The following is a 20,791-nucleotide window of genomic DNA, read 5'->3' on the forward strand; positions in this document are numbered from 1 at the left end:
AAAACGGGTAGAAAACCGAGGGTATCCTACTTTCAATAAGGGAATTGTCACTTTCCTTCGTGCATGTAAGGAATTAGCCCTATTTTTGTTTCTTGTCTCAAAAAAAATACGATGCATTTAAAATCCGACGACATCACCCGATTGGAAATTGATTACCTCACCGGCGATATCCCGCCACCGTTCAGCCATGTGTTCAAGCTTAAATTGTCGTTCAGCAAGAATTTTGTTAACACACAATTTGATATTCACTACACGGAGCGAGAGGAATTAAGTCCGGAGGAAATCACGGACGAAGGATTTACCCTGGCGGATGACTACCGTTACACAGGCGAATTGCCAAAGCTATGGGAAAACGTGTTTAAGAAACTTTATGCCGCATCCAAATGGTCAAATCAAAAAAGCCTTGGGGAAAAAGGGGGAATCAAACTCCTTGCGAAAGACATTCACGGAAAGATAACCCGGGACATACCCCTGAATCAAAATGACTGGTACCTGGCTTGCCAGGATTACATACAGGCAATTTATGAAATAAGCAAGAAGGAAGCTCCCTTACAGATTCGTTTCAAGGAAATCCAATCCGAGGGGGAAATGCTGGTCCAGCTACTCTTCCGGTTTTCAATTCGCAAGGTGGAACTGCTGGTAAACGATCAGCACCGTGTGCTGGAATGGGAAGAAGCTCGGGAACTGGCCTCCCTGATTTTTATTCCGGACTACGATTACGCTGCTGCATCCGAGGAACATCCAACAAAACCCGGTAGCTACCTGGATTGTGGGGACGGCTATTGGCATAACTTTGATCAGGGAATAATCAACCTGGATCCGGCATTTGACGCCAAAGGTAGAGTAATAGCGGCGTTCCGCGGACTGGCAGAACGGCAGGAGGAGTCGAACGACTAATTTCCCGATATCTTTCGGATATCTGCTTTTAACTCCCGTATCAGGGTTCCCAGGTCATCAAGACTTAGCGGTTCGGGGGTAGGATCTGGAAAATGGGTGCTGACAAAAGCACGGGCTTCCCAAATTTCCAGTACTTCCTGTATCGGTATATCGTATGGCTTGTACCGATCGTTATCGGATACGGCAAATAATTTACCGTGTTCGGCAATGTAATTGAAAATACGTTTGTAAACGATTCCTTCATTTTTCGTTACCAGCACATAGGTTTTGCCGTTTTTGATCTGCATCCCGTGCTCCAGGTAGGCTCCGATAATGAGGGTTCCAGGCTGCAGGGGAAGCATGCTGTCGCCGCTTAGCTCAAATGCCCGGTACGTACCGTTTTTGGAAAGGTTGGGCAGCCTGAAATTGGGGAGATTCTCCATGTATTCGGGATCAGCATAGCCGTTCAGATAACCCGCCGCGGCTTTTTCACCGACCATGCTGATCCATTCATCCCCCTGTTGATCCAGGGTCACCGCCAGGACTTTCGGTGCGTCCGCCTGCAAATATTTTCGCCCGTTGGTTTCAATGTCCCAGAAAAGGAGTTCATCGGCACCAACATCGAAAAGCCTGGAGATGATTTCAAGGGACGCGAGTTTCGGATCCGATCTTCCATCTTCGTACGCGGAAATCATGCTCCGTTGCACGCCAATTTTTTCGGCAAGTTGTCCCTGGGTCAGCCCGGCTTTTTTCCGCAAAATTCGTATATTGGAGGAAAGAAACTTCATGCGGAATACAGAAAAAACTGATGATCGTCTTTCCACCGGTTCTTGAAGGTAAACCGGAGTAAATCCATCCTGGATTCGGTCCGTCGGGCCAATCGTTGTTTGATTTCTTCCAGAATTTCTTCCTCTGTACATTCGGAGCGGGTCAATAGGTAGCCGTAACTGGATTTTCTACCGTTTCGGATGTAAAATTTGACCTGAAGGTTACCTGAAGAAAGCGGCTTGGCTGTAAAGCGAATGTCAATGTTTTTGCTCATGTAAACGTTGGTTTTATTAACATCTTAAAAATAGCTATGTTATTTTTATAAACCAATGGGTTTCGATTTTTTTTGCGCCGGTGCACCCTTCCTTGCTTGCGCTTTGCCGATGCCCTGCGAAAAAAAGGCGCTACTCATGCAAACGAGAACGGTAGAGGCAGGGAAGCGTTTGAAACTATACTCTAATTAGTTACCAAGGTAATTTTTTTCCTTTCATTTTAGATTTTTATACACATAATCATATTCTCGGCTTTTTTTTACACCTATTTTTTGAATTGATGTTTTTTTTCATTCAAATTTGGTTTAAATTTATACCAGAATATTAACCACTTCACAAAAAAAACGTATGAAAAATTTCAACAGAAGGGATTGGCTAAAAACCAGCGTATTGGGTTTGGGTTCCCTGCCATTGATCACGGGAAACCTGCAAGCGAAGCCAGCGGCTACTACCGGTAAAAACTGGAGCAGCGAAAGCATGCTATGGGAAATGAATCCCATTTACAAAGAGGTAAAAATGAAAGCCAGGCTACTGGCCAATGAAAACCCCTTCGGTCCATCTCCGGGTGTACAAAAAGCGATTGCCGAGTCCATCAGCATGGGGAATCGATACGGACATGCAGATGCCGCCTATCTGATCGATATGCTGGCGGAAAAAGAAGGTGTAAAGCCAGCAAATATCATGTTAGGCCCCGGATCTACGGACATGTTGGAAAAAACCGCGATTGTGCTTTGTCAGCACGGCGGAAACGTAGTATCAGCGGATCCATCGTACATGTCCCTGGTAAATACAGCCAGAGCTATGGGAGGAGACTGGAAGGCCGTGCCCTTGAAGTCCGACTATTCCCACGACTTGAAAGGTATGGAGCAGGCAATTGATTCCGATACCAAGTTGCTCTATGTGTGTAATCCAAACAACCCCATGGGCGCGATCACCGATCCTACCGAATTAAAAGCATTTTGTAAAAGCGCCTCCAAAAAACGTCCGATCTTCGTAGACGAAGCGTACCTGGAGTTTATGGAAAAACCAGAAGACCATACCATGGTAGGCTTGGTGGCCGAAGGACACGATGTCATGGTAGCGCGAACGTTTTCCAAGATTCATGGAATGGCTGGTTTGCGTGTGGGATACCTGGTCGCTACCGAAGAGCGCATCAAGTCTATCACCAGCATGGTGCGTGGCACGATGGGTCTTTGCGTGACTTCCCTGAAAGGTGCCATTGCAAGTATCAAGGACGAGAAATTCCTTGCGTCCTGCAGAAAATGGAATGCCGAATCCAAAGCTTACACACTGGATCAGGTGACTTCCATGGGATTTGATCCGATTCCTTCCTATACTAGCTTTATGATTTTCCCGATTCAGCAAGAAGGCAAAGCCTTTGCGGGAAAAATGATGGAAGAAGGCGTTGGTATCCGGGTATACTCTATCGCTGACCAACCTTGGTGCAGGGTAAGTATGGGTACCATGGACGAGATGAAAATGTTCACCACCGCACTGAAAAAAGTGACAACCTGATTTGTCAATTACCAATGATCCCCGAATAACCACTTACTTCACAATCACTAACATCCTGATCATTAATTTATATGAACATAGCGGTCCAAAAGACGCTTTCTCTGCTATTGCTATTGGTTATTGGGTTTTTACTGAGAAAAAAGCTAAAAGATCCAGCCCAGCAGAAAGGGCTCAAAACGCTCATCCTTACCGTAGCGCTTCCAGCGATTATCTTTGTTGCGCTGCTCAAGGCGGAGGTAGAATGGGACTTATTGGCCTTACCCCTACTGGCCATTTCGTTTAATTTTATCCTGTTTTTCATTCTTAAGTACACGCTGCCTTTGTTTGGGATCGAGAAAGATACTTCCCAATACCGCACGTATTTGCTTCTTTTCCCATCACTGGCACCAGGCCTTTCCTGTTTCCCTTTTCTTATCGAGTACCTGGGGGACGACGCATTGGCCTGGGGTGCCCTGTCGGATATCGGAAACAAAGTGTTCGTTTTGATCATTGCCTACATGATTGCCATGAGTTGGTACTTTAAGATCAACAAGGACATCAAAAGCGGTAACGGGGAAAAAATAAAATCCCTTTTACTAAGCCTTATCAATGAACCGATCAACATGGTCATCATTTTGGCCCTGGTGCTAATAAGCGTAGGCATCCATCTGGAGAATCTGCCAGTATTTGTGTCAACCGCAATCAGCACCTTGAGTAACCTGATGACCCCTCTTGTGCTGATCTTTATTGGGATAGCAGTGGTATTTAATTGGAAACAAATCCGAAAAATAGCGGGTTTGCTGATGGTTCGATCCGGCTTGACGTTTTTGTTGAGCGGAATGGTGCTGATCTTTGCTCCTCAGTTGTCCTATGCTGCCATTCTGGTATTGGTGGTCTTTCCGCAAAGTGCCATTAGTTTCTGGCCCTTTGCGCACATGGCCTCGATCACTGCGCTGGAGCAAGATACAGACAAAAAAACGACCAAGACCTTTGACATGGAATTGGCTGTAAATATCCTGGCTTGTTCCCTGCCATTTACAACGGTAATCATGTTGACCGTGTTTTCTTTCGGTGAATTGTTCACCTCACCGACTACACTGCTTACCGTGGGCTTCTCACTGGTGGGGTTGGGCATTATCAAGCCGATACTCAAGCTGTTTAACCTGATCGACTATGAACCTGCATTGAAAAAAGAGACGCATTCATCGTAACAATACAAACCACTAACAGTTAATTTTAAAATGTTGTGATCAGATTAACCTCTGTCAACTTCAAAAAGCAGCTTTTCGCGTGAATAGCTGCTTTTTTTTGTATACCTGTGGCTGCTAAGGCTTTCTGTTTCTCTGCCGGGCAATGCGCAATACCGCCTGCGATGGCAGTTTTTTTTCTTCCAACAAATGGGAAAGCTAGTAATATAGCTTCTCCAACGAGCCCATATCCCCTACTGTTAGCAATCGACTATGGGTAGAGCCTGGGCGGATTCGCCCGGATGGAAACGAGGGCAAGAGGTGTTTCCAGGTCAAAAAAAAACCAAGCATCGCCCGGTAAGGAGCTCGCTTGGCTTTTGAAATCAAGGAATCAAAAAATGCGGTAGCTTGCTTGAATTACGACTTGTTGATTTTCGTGGAAATAACTTGCTTAAAAGCATCGGCAAACATCTCGAGGTCTTCCATTTTCCCCATACTTACCCGACAATAATCTTGTCCGGCAACATTCATACTCTTGATTCCTACTCCCTTGGCGAGCATTTTCGTTCTAAAATCTTCGCTTTCCATGGCAATCGGAAACAAGATAAAATTGGTATGGGAAGGGAAATAGTCGTGCCCTGTCTTTTCCAATACATCGTACACAAATTTCTTTCCTTCATTATTCATTTTTACTGAATACTTGATAAAATCATAGTCCACCAAACTGGCAGTAGCAGCACTCATGGAGGGGCCACTTAACGTATTTCTGGGGCCTTCTTTGGCTAGTTTCTTGATCACCTCGGGTTGCGCTATGCAATACCCCACCCGTAATCCGGCAAAAGCATGCACTTTGGAAAAGGTCCTCGCAACAATTACATTTGCTCCCTTTTTAATGCAGGCCGTTGTGGTTGACCCTTTGGGGTTTTCCATGTAATCCCAGTACGCTTCGTCTACAAATACCGGTACTTTCTGCGAAACGGTATCACAAAAACCAATGATCTCATCCCCGGTCATTATCTTACCGGTGGGATTGTTTGGATTGACCAGGTAAACCAGGGAAATATCCGGCTTTACCTTGTATTCCATGGTGGAGAGGTCGTGGTCAAAATGCTTGTCCAGGGGTATTTTAACCCATTCCGAACCCATCATTTCAGCCGAACGAACCAATGAGGTATAGGTAGGGTCTGCCGAAAGCACCTTGCCGTTCGCACCACCGTATACACGAGCCGCAGCATGCAGCAATTCGCTGGAACCGGCACCGAGCAAAATATGATCTTCCGTCACGCCTTCTTCTTTGGCGATAAGGCTTAGTAAGGTTTGCCGGTATTCCCGGGGATACAAAAACGAATCGTCGATGGCGGCTTTCAAGGCCTTCTTTGCTGAAGCCGATGGACCGAAGGGGTTTTCGTTGGAGGTTAATCGGGCATATCGGTCCTTTTTTGGAAGGATGGATTCCATCAGCGGTTCGGCCTCGGATTTGGTACTTGCGCCTGCATATCCCATGGTCATCAGGCCTGCGGTCATTGTGAGACTGGATTTAAGCCAGTTTCTTCTGTTTACATGTGTCATTGTGTTACTCTTAGTTTGGGTTGTAAATGGTTAAATTGCATGCAATAAAAGGGATGCTTTGTTTTGGCAGTTCTCTACTCCCGGTCAAACCTGACCCCTTAAGAGTAAAAAAAACATTGCCAAACAAAACATCCCCTACCTTTGTGCTCAATCAATACGCTTACCTTACGCGGACGTTATGATACCTGCGAAAAGCAATATCGTTATACGTTCCCGCAAATTCCAGCCGAATCTGTGTTCCAGAAGTCGGCTGGGCGATGCCAAGCGAAGACCAGGGATTTTGGAAGAGAATCCTCCCCTGTGTATCCGTGGTAAGTGTGCTTATTTCGTCGGTCTGGTTGATAAATACCTTTATCTCCAGTCCAGACACCGGGATGGAATCAATGCCCACATTTCTATCCAGAATACCGGATTTATCCAGCTCGTAAAAAGAACCGGCTACCGCCACACCCGCAGCGGCGTCAAATTCTGTCCCTTCCAGAACTACCAGTACCGGAGCAGCTACATTGGGGGTTACCAGGTCCTCAGCTTCTACACAAGAAAACGCAGCGAGCAAAATCCCCAGAACAGCTATTTTATTTAGTATATTTTTCATGGTATCAATTTCAATTGTATTTGAGAATAATCTAGGCGTGATTGAATCGTTCGAAGGCTGCTTATTCGGCCCACCATAACTTACTACGCATATTGTCTGCACCGCCCAGCATTTGGATGCCTTGCTCCAGATTGGACATGTTCAGGGAATACTCGGAAGGCGGATATTCGATTCGTGTGGGAAGCACACCATCGTTTACAAATATCGCACGAGGATCCGGAGTAGGCATTTGTGGAAAGCCGGTCCGTCGGTACTCGGTCCAGGCCTCGATTCCCTGACCAAACAAGGCAATCCATTTTTGCGTCATCAGCGTTTCTTTATCGATATCGCCCAAGCGACTGATATAATCGGCAGGCATGCTCAATCCGTGCTGCTCGAAGGAACCGCTCACGGCTTTTTCGAAATAGTCCATATAGTCCCCAGTGATATCTCCGTCCATCGCTGCTTCGGCAAGGATGAACATCAATTCCGAATAGGTCATCAAGATGCTTGGCGCATCCGGCTCGAGAAACTTCTGTCCGATGGTGGATGCGGAGATGGTAGACGCTGCCACATCGGTGAGACCATTGGGCAGGCCCAAAAATGATCCGTCACTCAGCGGCAGGGCATATACCGAGATGCGATCGTCATCCAATTCCAGCAACTTGTCAACCAGTGTCTTGCTGATGTTCCAGTCCGAACGGGTAGAAAACACGTCAAACATTTTGTTTCGGCTGCCAATTACATTGGCATGATCCAATTCTGCATAGTCATCGTTACCAGTAAAAATCGGGTAGGTAGCGGGAGACGACAGGATTTCCTGCATGATTGCCCGGGATTCGGCCGGCTTTTTGGCCGCCTGCCGGTTGGCTAATTTGATACGCAAGGAATTGGCAAATTTCTTCCAGCGCAACACATCGCCGTTAAACATGATATCTCCGTCTACTCGTGGTCCATTTACGGATAGTTTTTCATTGGCTAACTTGAGATCCTCCAGCGCTCCCGCATAGACCTCCTCTACGGAATCGTATTTGGGAGAGTTGATGGCTTCTTCGGCAGCGCCTTTTAGTGCTTCAGAGTAGGGAATGGGACCAAACGCATCGGCCAGGTAAGCGAAAGTAAATGCCCGCATGACCATGGCAATTCCCTCGTAATTTCGGTTTTCGTAACGTCCACCGGGGCCCGCCAGTTCGATTACCTGCTCCAGGTTGACCAGGGAACTGTTGTACAGGTTTTCCCAGGTACCAATCGACACCGTGATCGGAATCTCATAGGTATCCCCTTCGGAATTGATGTAGATGTTTCGGGCCAGATGCTGAATCCAACACATGGCCGCATCGATGTTTAATCGTTCAAATCGGGTACTGTGTCCCCAATACCGGTCAACCGATACCTGAATTGCATTTGGCAACAACAGAGAGGGGGAGATCGTTACCGGATTATTCGGATCGGTGTTTATTTCGGCAAATTCCTCGGTACAAGAGCCTGCCAAAAGGAAGAGCCCGAGCAATAAGGTATGGGATAGTAATTTAAATTTTTTCATTGTCTAATTCTTTAGCAAGTTGGAAGTTACTTAAAAGCTAACATTCAGGTTAAATCCAATATTTCGCGTGGAAGGCATTTCGCCGTACCCAAAACCCTGGGCATTTCCACCCTGACGGTCAAACTCCGGATCGAGATGCGGATGGTTTTTAAAGAGGATCGCCATGTTTCGGCCGACCAGTGAAACCCGCACACTTTGCAAAAAGGTATTGGCCAGCAGGCTTTGTGGGAGGCTATATCCCAGAGACAGTTCCCTAAGTTTAATAAACGACCCGTCAAAAATACCTGCCTCGTGAGCGTTTCGTGGATTCTGTGCATTCCAGAACGGCTGTGCCCCTACAATCACGTCATTGGGAACATATGCCGGACTTTCGGATGTACCTACGTTCATCACGCCCTGTCCGATGACGCCTTCTTCCCTACCGATGGCTGTTTCCACGTACTGCCCGGTTTTCCTTGCCAAACCGGTACCCACATCAAACAGGTCGCCGCCCATGCGTACGTCTATCAATGAACCGAAGGTAAATCCTCGATAGCTAAAAGTATTTGAGAGACCGCCGATCCAGTCCGGTTGTATATTTCCCAGCTGGAACGTTCCTGCCTCGAGTTGGGGCAATCCGTTGTTATAGACGATCTCGCCTTCAGGAGATCGAAGGTACCTTCTTCCGTAAAGCGTACCATAAGGCTCCCCTACCCTTGCCTCGGAAGTCAGGCTGTTTTGACTTCCCAACGTATAGTTTTCAAGACCCTCTGCCAATTCTACCACCAGGTTTCGGTTTCTTGCAAAGTTCAGCGCTACATCCCAATTCAATCCTCCGGAATTTTGAAGAACCGCACCCGTAAGCATCAACTCTACGCCCTGGTTGGTAATTTTACCGGCATTCAGGATCTGACTTTCGTACCCGGAGGCCCGGGAGATGGCCACTGCCAGGATCTGATTGGTGGTAGACTGATGGTAATAGGTGAAATCAAGGCCAATTCTTCCCTGCAGAAATCGCAGATCCAGTCCAATTTCCTGGCCGGTGGTGATTTCCGGCTTCAGGTTTCGGTTGGCGATTTCAGAAGATGCTGCATAGGTAGGAGTCGTTCCTGCCCATAGGCCTTGGGAAGCAAACACCTGGTTGAGCAAGTAGGGGTCCGCATCGTTCCCGACCTGAGCCAAACTAGCCCGTACCTTGGCGAACGAAAGAAAATTGCTCTGTACGTTAAACATGTCTGTCAAAACAGCACTTAGCGCAACGGAGGGGTAAAAGAACGAGTTGGCATTGGTAGGCAGCGTACTGGACCAATCGTTTCTTCCCGTTACGTCCAGAAAGATGGAGTTGGCATACCCGAACTGAGCCGAACCAAACACACTGTTTACCACCTGCTTTCTGATCTCACTGGAAGGAACTACCGGGCTGGCATAGTTGCCCAGGTTGTACAATCCATCGATGGTTAGCTCCCGAACGTTCACTGCAGACATTCTGTAGTTATTGGTGCGGTTGATGGCTCCTGCCTGAATATTTAGCGAAAGACTATTGTCCAGTGTTTTGTTATAGGTCAGGATCACATCGCTGTTCGTTTCCTGGCTAGTCATCTGGGTATCGGTATAGGCTCCCAAAATCCGTACAAAGTTCTTGGTTCGTTCCACACTCGTCACGTTGGTACGGCTATCGGTCCAAAAGTCTGTACCCGAGCGCACCATGATGCTTAGGTCGTCAGAAAATTTGTAGTTGGCGGCAATGTTGCCCACCAATCGGTCCTTTTCGTTGGCATTGGTATACCGATCCTGTAAGAAATAAGGGTTGGTAAAGTATTCGTGCTGCCAGTTGGCATACGGGTAGTCGTCACCCGGACGGAAGGTCGCACGCTGAATGTCATAGTACTGATCCCAATTTCTGAGCTTGTCGTATTCGGTGTGCCGGTGTGCCCAGATAAAGTCTGAACTCGCGGTATACCGACGGTTATCCGAACCGGACTTTACGTACTCGGCACTAACCGTAAAACTCAATTTATCTGTAAAATTGTATCCGGCGTTCAATTTGAAATTATTTCTGTAGTAATTGTTGTTGTACATGATCGCACTTTGATCAAGGCGCCCCATGGACAAGCGGAAATTACCGTTTTCATTGGCTCCGGAGACGGCAATATTATTGGTCATGCTTCTTCCAGTCTCCCAAAAATCCTGGAAGTTATTGGGTTGAGGCAATAATGGCACGCGGTCCGGTGCGCTGTACCACAATGGAACAAGCGAACCATCCATGGGCTGTCCCCAACTTTCGTCCACACCGGCAGTGCCGCGGATTCCGTCTGCATCGAATCCATTTCTTCCGTCCACGTACCAGGTTCGGTAACCAATACCACCGCCGTAGATATTCTGCAGGCCTGGCTCTACCAGGGGACGGTCAAATGTCATGTTGCTGTTGAGCTCCACGCCAATTCCTTTGGTCCCGGAACCGTCTTTGGTGGTTACCATGATAACGCCATTGGCTGCTCGCGATCCGTAGAGGGCCGCAGCAGTAGCACCTTTCAATACGTTGATTTCCTTGATATTGTCCGGGTTGATCTCCGACAATCCTCCACCGTATCGCCGATCCGAGGACTGCTCCAGGGGAACACCGTCCAAAACAACCAGGGGCTGGTTGTTTCCTGCCACGGAAGAAGAGCCCCGGATCACGATATGCGAACCGCTACCGGGCATGGAATTACTATTGATCTGTACACCGGCCACGCGACCGGAAAGGTTGTTAGCAATGTTTGCCTGGCGGGCATCCGCTATCTGGCTACCCTCGACCGCCTGCGTAGTGTAGCCTAACGCCTTCTTTTCACGTTCCATTCCAAAGGCAGTCACCACCACCTCAGAAAGCGCCGTCTCATCGGGCATTAAAGCAATGGAAAGCTGGCTTTGATTTCCTACCTTTACTTCTTTTTTATCGTAGCCAATAAAGGAAACCTCCAAAATGTCTTCTGCACCGGACAAAAAAAGCGAAAACTCTCCATTGATGTCTGTGGCGGCGCCTTTCGTGGTTCCCTTTACAAGGACGCTTGCTCCTGGAATAGGCTGTTTGTTTTCATCGATTACCGTTCCAGATACCGACCGCTCCTGCGCAAAGAGCGGATTCATGAGCACCGATCCCAGAAGGATCGTCAATCCAAGGAGGAGTTGGGTAGTAGCCATACTCCATTCCTTTACCTGAGTAAATTTTTTAATCATGTTGTTAATGGTTAATAAGTGAAGATTTTAATCGGTTTTCTTCCGATTTTCCCAAGTGGTTGATTTTTGGGTGTTTCTAAAAAGGTTACTTTGGGGATTTTGAACTGAAAGATGGTTTTGAGGGTATTTTTTTTACCAGTATCTTTGAATTCGGGAGTAATATAAAACAGGAATTTGAATAAGAAAAATTTACCGAATTTATTTTTAAAAATCGTAACTAAACCGAATAATTAAATAGTATTTGTTTATTTAAATTTTTTATTACTAAAAATCTATTTTTTTTAAATTATTAAGTTATCTACTAGTACAATTATTTGAAAGGTTATTTTTTTGTGTTTTAATTATTTTTACCCAAAAAATGCTTTTAGCGCATTTATTGGTTTTTAATACACCTTAATTTTCCAATTTATACTATTTATAGCTTTTTGAAGGAATTAAAATTACCTTTGATTCACCTATTTTTTGTTTAAATTTATTTTTTTGGTTTATTTTTTATCCAGTAGGTAAAAATGAACGCTTATTTTATATTTTATTCCTTATTTGATCAATCCTGAAAAATTTTATTTTATCATTTAGAAGGTATGCATCGTACAAATCAAGCCGGCGAAAGCAAGGCTTGTGATCGCCTCTGCCAAATGCCTGGCAGCAACGACAGAGATTCCGGAAAAGCCGATGAATTCCACCGCCAACCAAGGTAAATCCATACGCCTGTAAACCGATTGTTGCCTGAGGAAAAACGCCAATTGGCTGTACCCGCGGATGAAAAGCAGGGCTGGGGCAATGTCTGATCGCTACAAAAAAAAAACCATGATCCGCTTGGGATTCATGGGTGGTAAAATTGGAAAGGAAATTGCTACCGGATTCGGTAAATAAACGCCTTCGCCTACCTATTTTCCAAATTTTTCGCGGAGCAAAGCCAGTTTGTCTTCCATACTTTCTTCTTGCTCGGGTCTTTTTCTACGCTGCCGGTCGGGCTTTTCACGTCTCCCCTGCGGGGGATTTTTGGCAAACGGGTCGGATTTCATACTTAGGCCGATGCGCTTGCGGGCGGCATCCACCTCCATTACGGTCACTTTTACCTTTTGATTGACCGACACCACTTCCTTGGGATCTTTTACAAAACGGTCGGCCAACTGGCTCAAATGTACCAGTCCATCCTGGTGTACGCCGATATCAACGAAGGCGCCAAATTGCGTAATGTTTGTCACGATTCCCGGAAGCTCCATACCGACCTTCAGGTCTTTGATTTCATTGATTCCCTCCTGAAATTGAAACGCCTCAAACCGATCACGGGGATCCCTGCCCGGTTTGCCCAACTCTTCAAGGATGTCACGCAGGGTAGGCAGGCCCACTTCCTCTCCGACGTACTTTTCAAGCGGTATCTTTTGAACGAGCTGTTCGTCCCTCAGCAAATCGGCCACCGATACGCCCATGTCGGCCGCCATTTGCTGAATCAATGCATAGCGTTCCGGATGAACCGCGCTGCCATCCAGCGGGTTTTCTCCATTTCTGATTCGCAAAAACCCGGCTGCCTGTTCAAATGCTTTCTCTCCGAGTCGGGGCACTTTTTTTATTTCTTCCCTGCTTTTAAATGGGCCGTGTTCGTTGCGGTATGCCACAATGTGCTGCGCCAGTGAAGGGCCCAACCCCGACACATAGGTGAGCAACTGCTTGGAGGCGGTGTTTACTTCCACTCCCACCCCATTCACGCAACTCATGACGGTATCGTCCAACGAGTTTTTCAGGGCCGTTTGGTCCACATCGTGCTGATACTGCCCTACGCCTATGGACTTGGCATCAATTTTTACCAATTCGGCCAGAGGGTCCATGAGTCTGCGCCCAATCGAAACCGCACCACGAACGGTAAGATCCTGGTCGGGAAATTCTTCTCTGGCAACGTCGGAGGCGGAATAAATGGATGCGCCACTTTCATTCACCATGACCAGCAACACGTGCTTGGGCAATCCAAGGCCCTTGATGAATGCCTCCGTCTCCCTACTTGCGGTTCCATTACCAATGGCAATCGCTTCGATTTCGTACCGTTCCACCAGGTATTTTACCAGTGCGCCGGATTCCATGGCCTTTTTCTGCGGTTCATTAGGGTAGATGGTCTCGTTGTGAAGAAACTGCCCCTGCGGTCCCAGACAAACGACCTTACATCCCGTCCGAAACCCGGGATCAATGGCCAGCACCGCCTTTTCTCCCAAGGGAGACGCAAGCAGGAGTTGCCGAAGGTTTTCTGTAAATACCTTGATGGCAGCCTCGTCTGCCTTCTTTTTTGCATATACTCTGACTTCGGTTTCCATTGATGGCTTTAGCAGACGTTTGTACCCATCCTTTACTGTCATGCGCACCTGCTCGGCACAGGCGCTTTGTCCCTTTACCACCCTTTTTTCAATCAAGCGCAGCGCGTCTGTTTCTTCCGGACCAGTATCCAGCATCAAAAACAATTCTTTTTCTCCTCGTCTCATTGCCAATACGCGGTGCGATGGAGCTGTTTTAATCGGTTCTTCCCAATCAAAATAGTCGGTATATTTGATGGCTTCCTGCTCTTTTCCGGGAATGACACGTGAAATGAATTTCCCTTCTTCGATAAATAAGTCCCGCAATTGCTTGCGGACTTCTGCATCTTCGTTGATCCACTCGGCAATGATATCCCGAGCTCCCTGCAAGGCTTCTTCCACGGTTTGTACCCCTTTTTCCGGATCCAGGTAGGCATGAGCCGCTTTTTCCGGATCGCCGCTTTCCTGCGCATATACCCAGGAAGCCAGTGGCTCAAGCCCTTTCTCCCGGGCCACTGTTCCTTTGGTCCGTCGCTTGGGCTTGTAAGGCAGGTAAATATCTTCCAGAAGTGACATGGTCTCTGCCGCCTGAATCTTGTGCTTCAATTCCTCCGTCAGTTTGCCCTGCTCTTCGATGGATTTGACGACGGCTTCCTTCCGTTTTTCCAAATCCTTTAACTGCTGCAACCGGTCCCGAACCGCTGCCACCTGCACTTCGTCCAAACTACCGGTTACTTCTTTTCTATACCGGGAAATAAACGGGACAGTTGCTCCCTCTTCCAATAAGGCAACCGTGCTCGCCACCTGCTTGTCCCGAATGCCTAACTCACTGGCAATCTTTACGTAATGGTTCAATTCTGACATGAACAAAAATTAACAAATGCGTATTTTCTTTAACCGCCGCAATTTAAACCAAATTTCTGTTCCTGCCCGAAAAAGAACAGGATTTTCAATCATTCGGTAAAACGCAATACATTTAATATATTTGTGGAAAAAACCGACCTATCCGACGATGAAAAACAGCCAGGAAAAACTCTACAACTTGATAAATTTAGAGGAAATAAGCGGAGGAAGTGATGACTTCATCCGGGAAATGATCAAACTATTTGTCACCCAGGCAAAAAACACCATCTCTGGCTTAAACCGTGCTTTCGATCAACAAGATTTAAACGAAATCCGTAACCTTGCACACCAGATCAAACCAAGTATTGACAACCTGCGCATCGATGTTCTCAGTCCGGTGATCCGGGAGGTAGAGCAACTGGCAGAGGAAGGAGGCGCATTGGCGCAACTGTCGCCGTTGATCATGGAGACGAATACCGTTTTGGAGGCGGTGCTGGAACAGCTGGACCAGGAACTGAAAAACAGGACCTCCTGATTATCTCGGGTAAAACGCCTGGATACGTTTTGTTTCCATGGCTGCTTCCTCCGTTTTTCCCTGTGCTTCCAGGATGGCCACGCGAAGTTCGTGGCACTGCCGCGCCAGGTAAGAATCCGGAAACGCCCGGACACTTAGATTTAACAAGGAAAGTGCCTGTTGTCTGGAAGCGGCATCGCCGGTCTGGACCAGGCGTCTCGCCTCTTCAAAATTTTCTTTCCATCGCAAAGCTTCCGGACGCATGCGTTCCGCTTCCTGAAACACGTCAAAAGGCTCCAAACGAAGCGGAATCGATTTCTCTAAAACCGGGAGTCTGTTTTCCGAAAAAAATGCCCGTATTGCTTCCAGATAGGCCCTCGCCTCTTTGCGGTTGTAGCCTTGCTTTTTTAGCCGCTTCTCCTCCTTTGGATGCGTAAAAAACGTGGCTTCACCAATCACGGCAGGCATGCCGTAAGTACCCCTCAGGACGCTGGCTCCCGACTTGGAAAAGATGGTGTAATCCGAAACAAGACTGAAGGGTCCCTTTCCCGCAAACAAATGTTTGCGCAAGGAAAGCGCAATCTTTTTTCCCAAAAGCACACTGGCCTGATTTTCCGATGCTGCCCCATGGAAGTAAATTATGGGGAAGTTGACCGAAGGGTCGGCCGTCGCGTTATGGTGGATGGAGAGAAAGAGGTCGCCGTTGCTTTCCAGCGCCAAGCGACTTCGGTCTTCCAGTGGCACGAAGGTGTCGCTATCCCGGGTAAGGACCACTTTTGCGCCCTCCGCTTCCAGTAGGTCTTTGAGCACAAGGGCTACCCGTAAATTCACCCATTCTTCCCGTTCCCCCGACGGTCCAACACGGTAGGAGTCGGTAGCCGCTGTTCCGCCATGACCAGGGTCGAGAATAATAACCTTTCCATCCAGCGGATCGGCTGTACGTGAAGGTCCACTGGCAAGGGTCTGCTGGGTAAGAAATAATGAGCCAAATAATACCACTAGCCGTAAAACAGAATTGTTTTTCATAGGAAGAAAGTTCGGTGAGTCGGAGGTCGAGACCTCACGGAAAAAAAGCGTAAGGACCGTAGCAATCGCTATGGAAATAATGTGCAAAAATGAGAAATTTTCGGGTAGAAACCAACGAACAGTACGAGTATCTTTCCGAACGGTAGGATTACCGTAATAACTATTAGTTGGAGACGGGCGCATCTACTTTGATCTAAGCTCCGTGGTACCTTGGGCGATCGGCCCAATCGCTCGACCAGCGCTTCCTGACCCGTACCCCTCGGGCCGGAAAGGTTTGCTCCCTTTGTTTCGACCCGATGATTCCACCAGTTACCCGAAGCGGGCGGTCCGCTAGTAGCCGTATTTGTCTCCCCACAATTTTTGCAAATGCTTTCTGAGCTCGTTTTCCCGTGGGTTGCGACCGGGATCGTACAGCTTCGTTCGGACCAGTTTGTCCGGAAGGAATTCCTGGGCTACAAAATTCTGCTCAAAATCGTGGGCGTATTGGTAGGCCTTCCCGTAATTCAGGTCTTTCATGAGCTTCGTAGGCGCGTTGCGCAGGTGAAGCGGAACGGGCAAATCCCCTTCCTGCCGCACCAGCGCCTGTGCCCGGTTAATGGCCGTATAGCTGGCATTGCTTTTCGGCGAGGACGCCAGGTACGTTACACACTGGGACAAAATAATGCGCGACTCCGGATAGCCAATCACACTGACCGCCTGAAAACAATTGGTGGCCAGAAGCAAGGCATTGGGATTGGCATTTCCAATGTCTTCTGAAGCCAGGATAAGTAGGCGTCTTGCGATGAATTTCACGTCCTCTCCTCCTTCGATCATCCGGGCCAGCCAATACACGGCCGCATTGGGATCCGAACCCCGAATGGATTTGATAAATGCCGAAATAATATCGTAATGTTGCTCCCCGGATTTGTCATATAGCGCCACTTTTTGCTGGGCTACCTGCATGACCCGGTCGTTTTCAATCACCACGGGCTCCTCCGGCAGGCTGTCGACGACGATTTCGAGTAAATTCAGGAGTTTTCGCCCGTCACCACCGGAAATGCGTAACAAGGCATCGGTTTCCTTTAACTGAATATCTCGTTTTTTAAGGCTTGAATCCTTTTCCAATGCCTGCTGCAGCATGGCTTCCAACTCGGGTTTTCCGAGGGAATTCAGGGTAAAAATCTGACAGCGGGACAACAGCGCTGCATTCACTTCAAACGAAGGGTTCTCGGTAGTTGCGCCGATCAGCCGGATCGTACCCTTCTCCACGGCCCCTAATAACGCATCCTGCTGGGACTTATTGAACCGGTGGATTTCGTCGATAAACAGGACCACTCCCTGCTGGAAACGCGCCTTCTGGATCACCTCGCGAATATCCTTTACACCGGAGCTAATTGCACTTAAGGTGTAAAAGGGCGCTTTTACCTCATTGGCAATGATGTTGGCGATGGTGGTCTTTCCCACGCCGGGAGGTCCCCATAGAATCAACGAAGGAACCGAGCCCGATCGAATCGCCTGGTAAAGGAATGTACCGGGCCGGGACAAGTGCTCTTGTCCAATCAGGTCTTCGAGTTTTACCGGCCGCATTCGTTCAGCCAAAGGGATTTGATCCATGTCTCTTGCATTTGGGTGTGGCGTATCAACTGGCGGTTGGACGCATCTGCTTATTCCAACAGCTACTTCCGGAAAACCGGGTCTGGCGGTCGGTTAAAATCGCACCTTCCACTGAGCGAGTCGCTGTTCCATAGCTTCCAGGTGTCGGTCTTCAATGTCCAGGTGGGTGACCATCCGAACCAGATCCTTACCGAATTTTACCGCCCGAATCTGCTTATCCGCCAATTGATCCAAGAAAGATTTGGGACTAATTTTATCCAAACGGGCAATCACAATATTGGTCACTACGGGAAGCACTTCGATTACCCCGGGGACGTTGGCCAGCAATTGCCCGACCCACCGGGCACGTTCGTGATCGTCTTCCAACCGGGCCACGTGGTGATCCAGAGCGTAAATACCGGCAGCTGCCAGCATGCCGGCCTGACGCATTCCTCCCCCAAATGCCTTGCGTACCTTCCTGGCTTTTCGCAGGGTTGCCTGATCTCCCAACAACACCGAACCCACCGGACAGCCCAAGCCTTTGCTAAGGCAAATGGAGAGGGTGTCACACATTTTACCCCAGTCATACGGCCGCTCTCCGGAATGCACCAGGGCGTTAAATAGCCGGGCTCCATCTACGTGCAGTTTCAAGCCCGTTTCTTTGCACAATTGACGGATAGGGCGAACTTCATCCAGGGTATACACACTTCCGCCACCTTTATTCATGGTGTTTTCGAGAGAAACCAGCGTCGTTTCCGGGGCATGATCGTCATCCGGATTGATCGCCTCGCGGATGGCTTCTGCCCGTAGTTTCCCCAACTCACCGTCCAATAGCTTTACGGAAGCCTGACTGTTGGACATGATCCCGCCGCCTTCGTAGAGGTAGATGTGGGAATGTTTGTGGCAAATCAATTCGGTTTGCGGTCCGGTATGAAGTCGTATCGCAATCTGGTTACTCATGGTTCCTGAGGGACAGAAGAGCCCTGCCTCCATGCCAAATATCCCCGCCAGTTTGCTTTCCAGCTGCCGGACGGTAGGGTCTTCTCCAAACACATCGTCCCCCAAACCGGCCAGCATCATGGCTTCTTTCATTTCCCGGCTGGGCTGGGTCAGCGTATCACTACGCAGGTCGATCGCACCAACGGTTTCACTCATTCGTTTTCGTCTTTTTTGGTAAACAACTGGTTCAAACTACTGCTACTTTGCCGATTGAGCACGTCTTCCATGTCCATAAGCTCCAGATTCAGGGCATTGGTTGAGATTTGTAGTTCACGCAAGGAAATGGCCAGGGAAATCAACAGGCAAAGCATGCTCCCCATAAACACCCAATTTGCGGCAGTAATGAATTCCTGGTAAAGCAAAAACATACAAATCACGCATAACAAAAAACTCAATACACCGAATATCTGCATGTTTTTAATCATGTTCAGCCGCTTTCGCAGGTTCTTGATCTGACCGATGATGGCTTTTTCCTGACTACTGCTCTCCAGGTATTTTTTATGGAGTCCCCGGATGAGATTGGCCATGGCCAAAAATCGGTTGGTGTACGCCAGCATCAACAACGTAATGGCGGAAAAAAGCAAACCGGGGGTTGAAAGTTGTAGTTCCATGTTGGGAAAGGGTATGCGTGCAAGTTAAAACAAATTCCTAGCCGCATCAATACCCGGGGGTCTCTGAAAAATGGTTTTTTGCGAAGGCTTCAGGATACTTCTCCGAGCACCACCAAGTTCTCCAGCGTAGGTTTGGCACTGCCTCCCTTGGGTTCGATGGTAATGGCAAAGGCCTGGGCATCAGAGGTAGCCTCCATGATTTGCAGGTGTAATTTTTCCCCGGGATTCACCAAGCCAATTCCTTCGGGTCCATCGGCACCGATGGCCCAAAGCTGGTAATCGCTGTCTTCGTCCAATTCGGCCAATTGGTTCACGGACAAAAACACCGCCTGACTCTCAGGATCCCAGAAAACGTCCACCCGGGCCGCTTCCTGCATGGGAAGGCCGGATCCGTTCAAGGGGATACGCGTAAAATCTCCAGCTAACAATTGTTTGGTCCGGGCATCCAGTTGCTCAAACCGCGCCTGATTGTTTTGAAGGTTTTCGGCCAAACGGGCATTTTGTGCCAGCGCCTGGGTTACCCTCCCTTCCGCCTCGAAATAGCGGTAGGCAAAATAGCCTGCGAGCCCAATTGCCAGAAGGGCAGTAACCGAAGCTGCCACCGCGAAACTTTTCCAGGGAGTAGCGGCTATTGGCCGCTCCCTTTGGTTTTTCCTGGCGGAGGTTGCCTCTCTATCGGCTTCCAGGCTGTCAAAAATTTTGGCCTTTACACGTTTGGAAGGGTCCCCACCGGACCGTTGATCGAACTCAACCTGCAAGGCCTCAATGGCCTCAATCTCCCGTTGGATTTCGGGATATTCTTTGGCCAGGGAAAGCACTTCTCTCCGCTCCGTTTCGTTCAAGTCTCCCAAAACAAAGAGCTCCAACTTACCAGACGATATGTAGGCCTGTATGTCCACTAACTAGTACCCAATTTCTTTTTTAACACCTGTAAGGCTGCTCTGACCCGTGATTTCACCGTTCCAAGCGGCAGGGAGTGTATTTCCGCCACTTCCGAATGGGTATATCCTTTAAAGTAGATGCATTCCATCACCAGCCGCTGCTCTTCGTTCAGGTCGTCCATTAGTTCCCGAACACCTATTCCATCCACCGCTGAAGCGGTATCGTTTTCACTCTCCAATCCATATACGTAAGCATCGATAGTATTGGTCTTACTGTTAACGGAATATTCCTTGGATCGCGTTTTATCAATGGCGGAATTTCTGCAAATGGCAGCCATCCAGGTATACAGGCGACCATGGGCTTCATCGTAGGAATCGATCTTTTTTGCGATCTTCAGAAACGCATCGTGAAACACCTCCTCTGCCATTTCCTCATCGAATAGGATCCTTCGTATGATCCCATACAATGCCCGGGAATATTTTTCGTACAAATACTCCTGGGCCTGCCGGTCTCTGGCACGCAGCCCTCGTATCAAATCATGCTCTTCCAAAAAAACTTTTTCAGTCGGTACTACCTACAATCCT

17 protein-coding genes are annotated in these 20,791 nt (G+C 48.2%); 4 read left to right on the forward strand and 13 right to left on the reverse strand.

The window, feature by feature from the left end; genetic code table 11:
- The first annotated feature begins 111 nt into the window (after nucleotides 1–111).
- Entirely contained in the window at nucleotides 112–897 is a 786-nt protein-coding gene (locus tag ABWH99_RS16645) for a hypothetical protein (RefSeq protein ID WP_375582955.1), read from the forward strand.
- On the opposite strand, the gene ABWH99_RS16650 is transcribed toward ABWH99_RS16645, so the two are convergent.
- Both ABWH99_RS16650 and ABWH99_RS16655 read right to left on the reverse strand, forming a co-directional pair.
- Nucleotides 894–1,664, reverse strand: a complete 771-nt coding sequence (locus tag ABWH99_RS16650) for a helix-turn-helix domain-containing protein (RefSeq protein WP_375582956.1) — start codon at nucleotides 1,662–1,664, stop codon at nucleotides 894–896. The two genes, ABWH99_RS16645 and ABWH99_RS16650, sit on opposite strands and share 4 nt — an antisense overlap.
- On the reverse strand, nucleotides 1,661–1,918 hold the full coding sequence (locus tag ABWH99_RS16655; protein ID WP_375582957.1) for a hypothetical protein: 258 nt from the start codon (nucleotides 1,916–1,918) through the stop codon (nucleotides 1,661–1,663). The genes ABWH99_RS16650 and ABWH99_RS16655 overlap by 4 nt, the downstream gene beginning before the upstream one ends.
- A 346-nt stretch (nucleotides 1,919–2,264) precedes the next feature.
- On the opposite strand from ABWH99_RS16655, the gene ABWH99_RS16660 reads away from it, so the two are divergent.
- Together ABWH99_RS16660 and ABWH99_RS16665 are read left to right on the forward strand one after the other, a co-directional pair.
- Complete coding sequence (locus ABWH99_RS16660) at nucleotides 2,265–3,431, forward strand: pyridoxal phosphate-dependent aminotransferase (RefSeq protein ID WP_375582958.1); 1,167 nt, start codon at nucleotides 2,265–2,267, stop codon at nucleotides 3,429–3,431.
- Between the two features lie 71 nt (nucleotides 3,432–3,502).
- A complete protein-coding gene (locus tag ABWH99_RS16665) occupies nucleotides 3,503–4,621 on the forward strand; it encodes an AEC family transporter (RefSeq protein ID WP_375582959.1) in 1,119 nt (372 codons plus the stop codon).
- A gap of 393 nt (nucleotides 4,622–5,014) precedes the next feature.
- On the opposite strand, the gene ABWH99_RS16670 is transcribed toward ABWH99_RS16665, so the two are convergent.
- From ABWH99_RS16670 to ABWH99_RS16690, 5 genes are all read right to left on the reverse strand, one after another.
- Complete coding sequence (locus ABWH99_RS16670) at nucleotides 5,015–6,166, reverse strand: pyridoxal phosphate-dependent aminotransferase (protein WP_375582960.1); 1,152 nt, start codon at nucleotides 6,164–6,166, stop codon at nucleotides 5,015–5,017.
- Between the two features lie 160 nt (nucleotides 6,167–6,326).
- Nucleotides 6,327–6,761: a hypothetical protein gene (locus ABWH99_RS16675; RefSeq protein WP_375582961.1), complete on the reverse strand. Its 435-nt coding sequence runs from the start codon at nucleotides 6,759–6,761 to the stop codon at nucleotides 6,327–6,329.
- A gap of 61 nt (nucleotides 6,762–6,822) precedes the next feature.
- Nucleotides 6,823–8,283 (reverse strand): SusD/RagB family nutrient-binding outer membrane lipoprotein, encoded by a 1,461-nt coding sequence (locus ABWH99_RS16680; protein ID WP_375582962.1) that lies wholly within the window; start codon nucleotides 8,281–8,283, stop codon nucleotides 6,823–6,825.
- Nucleotides 8,284–8,313: 30 nt separating this feature from the next.
- Nucleotides 8,314–11,478 carry a SusC/RagA family TonB-linked outer membrane protein gene (locus tag ABWH99_RS16685; RefSeq protein WP_375582963.1) on the reverse strand — a complete coding sequence of 1,055 codons (3,165 nt, stop codon included), beginning with the start codon at nucleotides 11,476–11,478 and terminating at the stop codon, nucleotides 8,314–8,316.
- 887 nt (nucleotides 11,479–12,365) lie between these two features.
- Nucleotides 12,366–14,624, reverse strand: a complete 2,259-nt coding sequence (locus tag ABWH99_RS16690; protein ID WP_375582964.1) for a Tex family protein — start codon at nucleotides 14,622–14,624, stop codon at nucleotides 12,366–12,368.
- Nucleotides 14,625–14,772: 148 nt separating this feature from the next.
- Between ABWH99_RS16690 and ABWH99_RS16695 the strand changes: the two genes are divergently transcribed.
- A complete protein-coding gene (locus ABWH99_RS16695; RefSeq protein WP_375582965.1) occupies nucleotides 14,773–15,138 on the forward strand; it encodes an Hpt domain-containing protein in 366 nt (121 codons plus the stop codon).
- Here the strand turns inward: ABWH99_RS16695 and ABWH99_RS16700 are convergent, their stop codons facing one another.
- From ABWH99_RS16700 to ABWH99_RS16725, 6 genes are all read right to left on the reverse strand, one after another.
- Nucleotides 15,139–16,143, reverse strand: a complete 1,005-nt coding sequence (locus ABWH99_RS16700; protein ID WP_375582966.1) for an N-acetylmuramoyl-L-alanine amidase — start codon at nucleotides 16,141–16,143, stop codon at nucleotides 15,139–15,141.
- A gap of 330 nt (nucleotides 16,144–16,473) precedes the next feature.
- On the reverse strand, nucleotides 16,474–17,736 hold the full coding sequence (locus tag ABWH99_RS16705) for a replication-associated recombination protein A (RefSeq protein WP_375582967.1): 1,263 nt from the start codon (nucleotides 17,734–17,736) through the stop codon (nucleotides 16,474–16,476).
- A 93-nt stretch (nucleotides 17,737–17,829) separates the two neighbouring features.
- Entirely contained in the window at nucleotides 17,830–18,870 is a 1,041-nt protein-coding gene (locus ABWH99_RS16710; protein WP_375582968.1) for a threonine aldolase family protein, read from the reverse strand.
- Complete coding sequence (locus ABWH99_RS16715; protein WP_375582969.1) at nucleotides 18,867–19,325, reverse strand: DUF2721 domain-containing protein; 459 nt, start codon at nucleotides 19,323–19,325, stop codon at nucleotides 18,867–18,869. Before ABWH99_RS16715 ends, ABWH99_RS16710 begins: the two co-directional genes overlap by 4 nt.
- 89 nt (nucleotides 19,326–19,414) lie before the next feature.
- Nucleotides 19,415–20,224, reverse strand: coding sequence for an anti-sigma factor domain-containing protein (locus tag ABWH99_RS16720; protein ID WP_375582970.1), 810 nt, complete (start codon nucleotides 20,222–20,224; stop codon nucleotides 19,415–19,417).
- On the reverse strand, nucleotides 20,224–20,757 hold the full coding sequence (locus ABWH99_RS16725) for an RNA polymerase sigma factor (protein ID WP_375582971.1): 534 nt from the start codon (nucleotides 20,755–20,757) through the stop codon (nucleotides 20,224–20,226). Before ABWH99_RS16725 ends, ABWH99_RS16720 begins: the two co-directional genes overlap by 1 nt.
- Nucleotides 20,758–20,791: the final 34 nt, after the last annotated feature.

The sequence above is a fragment of the Cyclobacterium xiamenense genome, from assembly GCF_042140265.1.
Classification (GTDB): domain Bacteria; phylum Bacteroidota; class Bacteroidia; order Cytophagales; family Cyclobacteriaceae; genus Cyclobacterium; species Cyclobacterium xiamenense_A.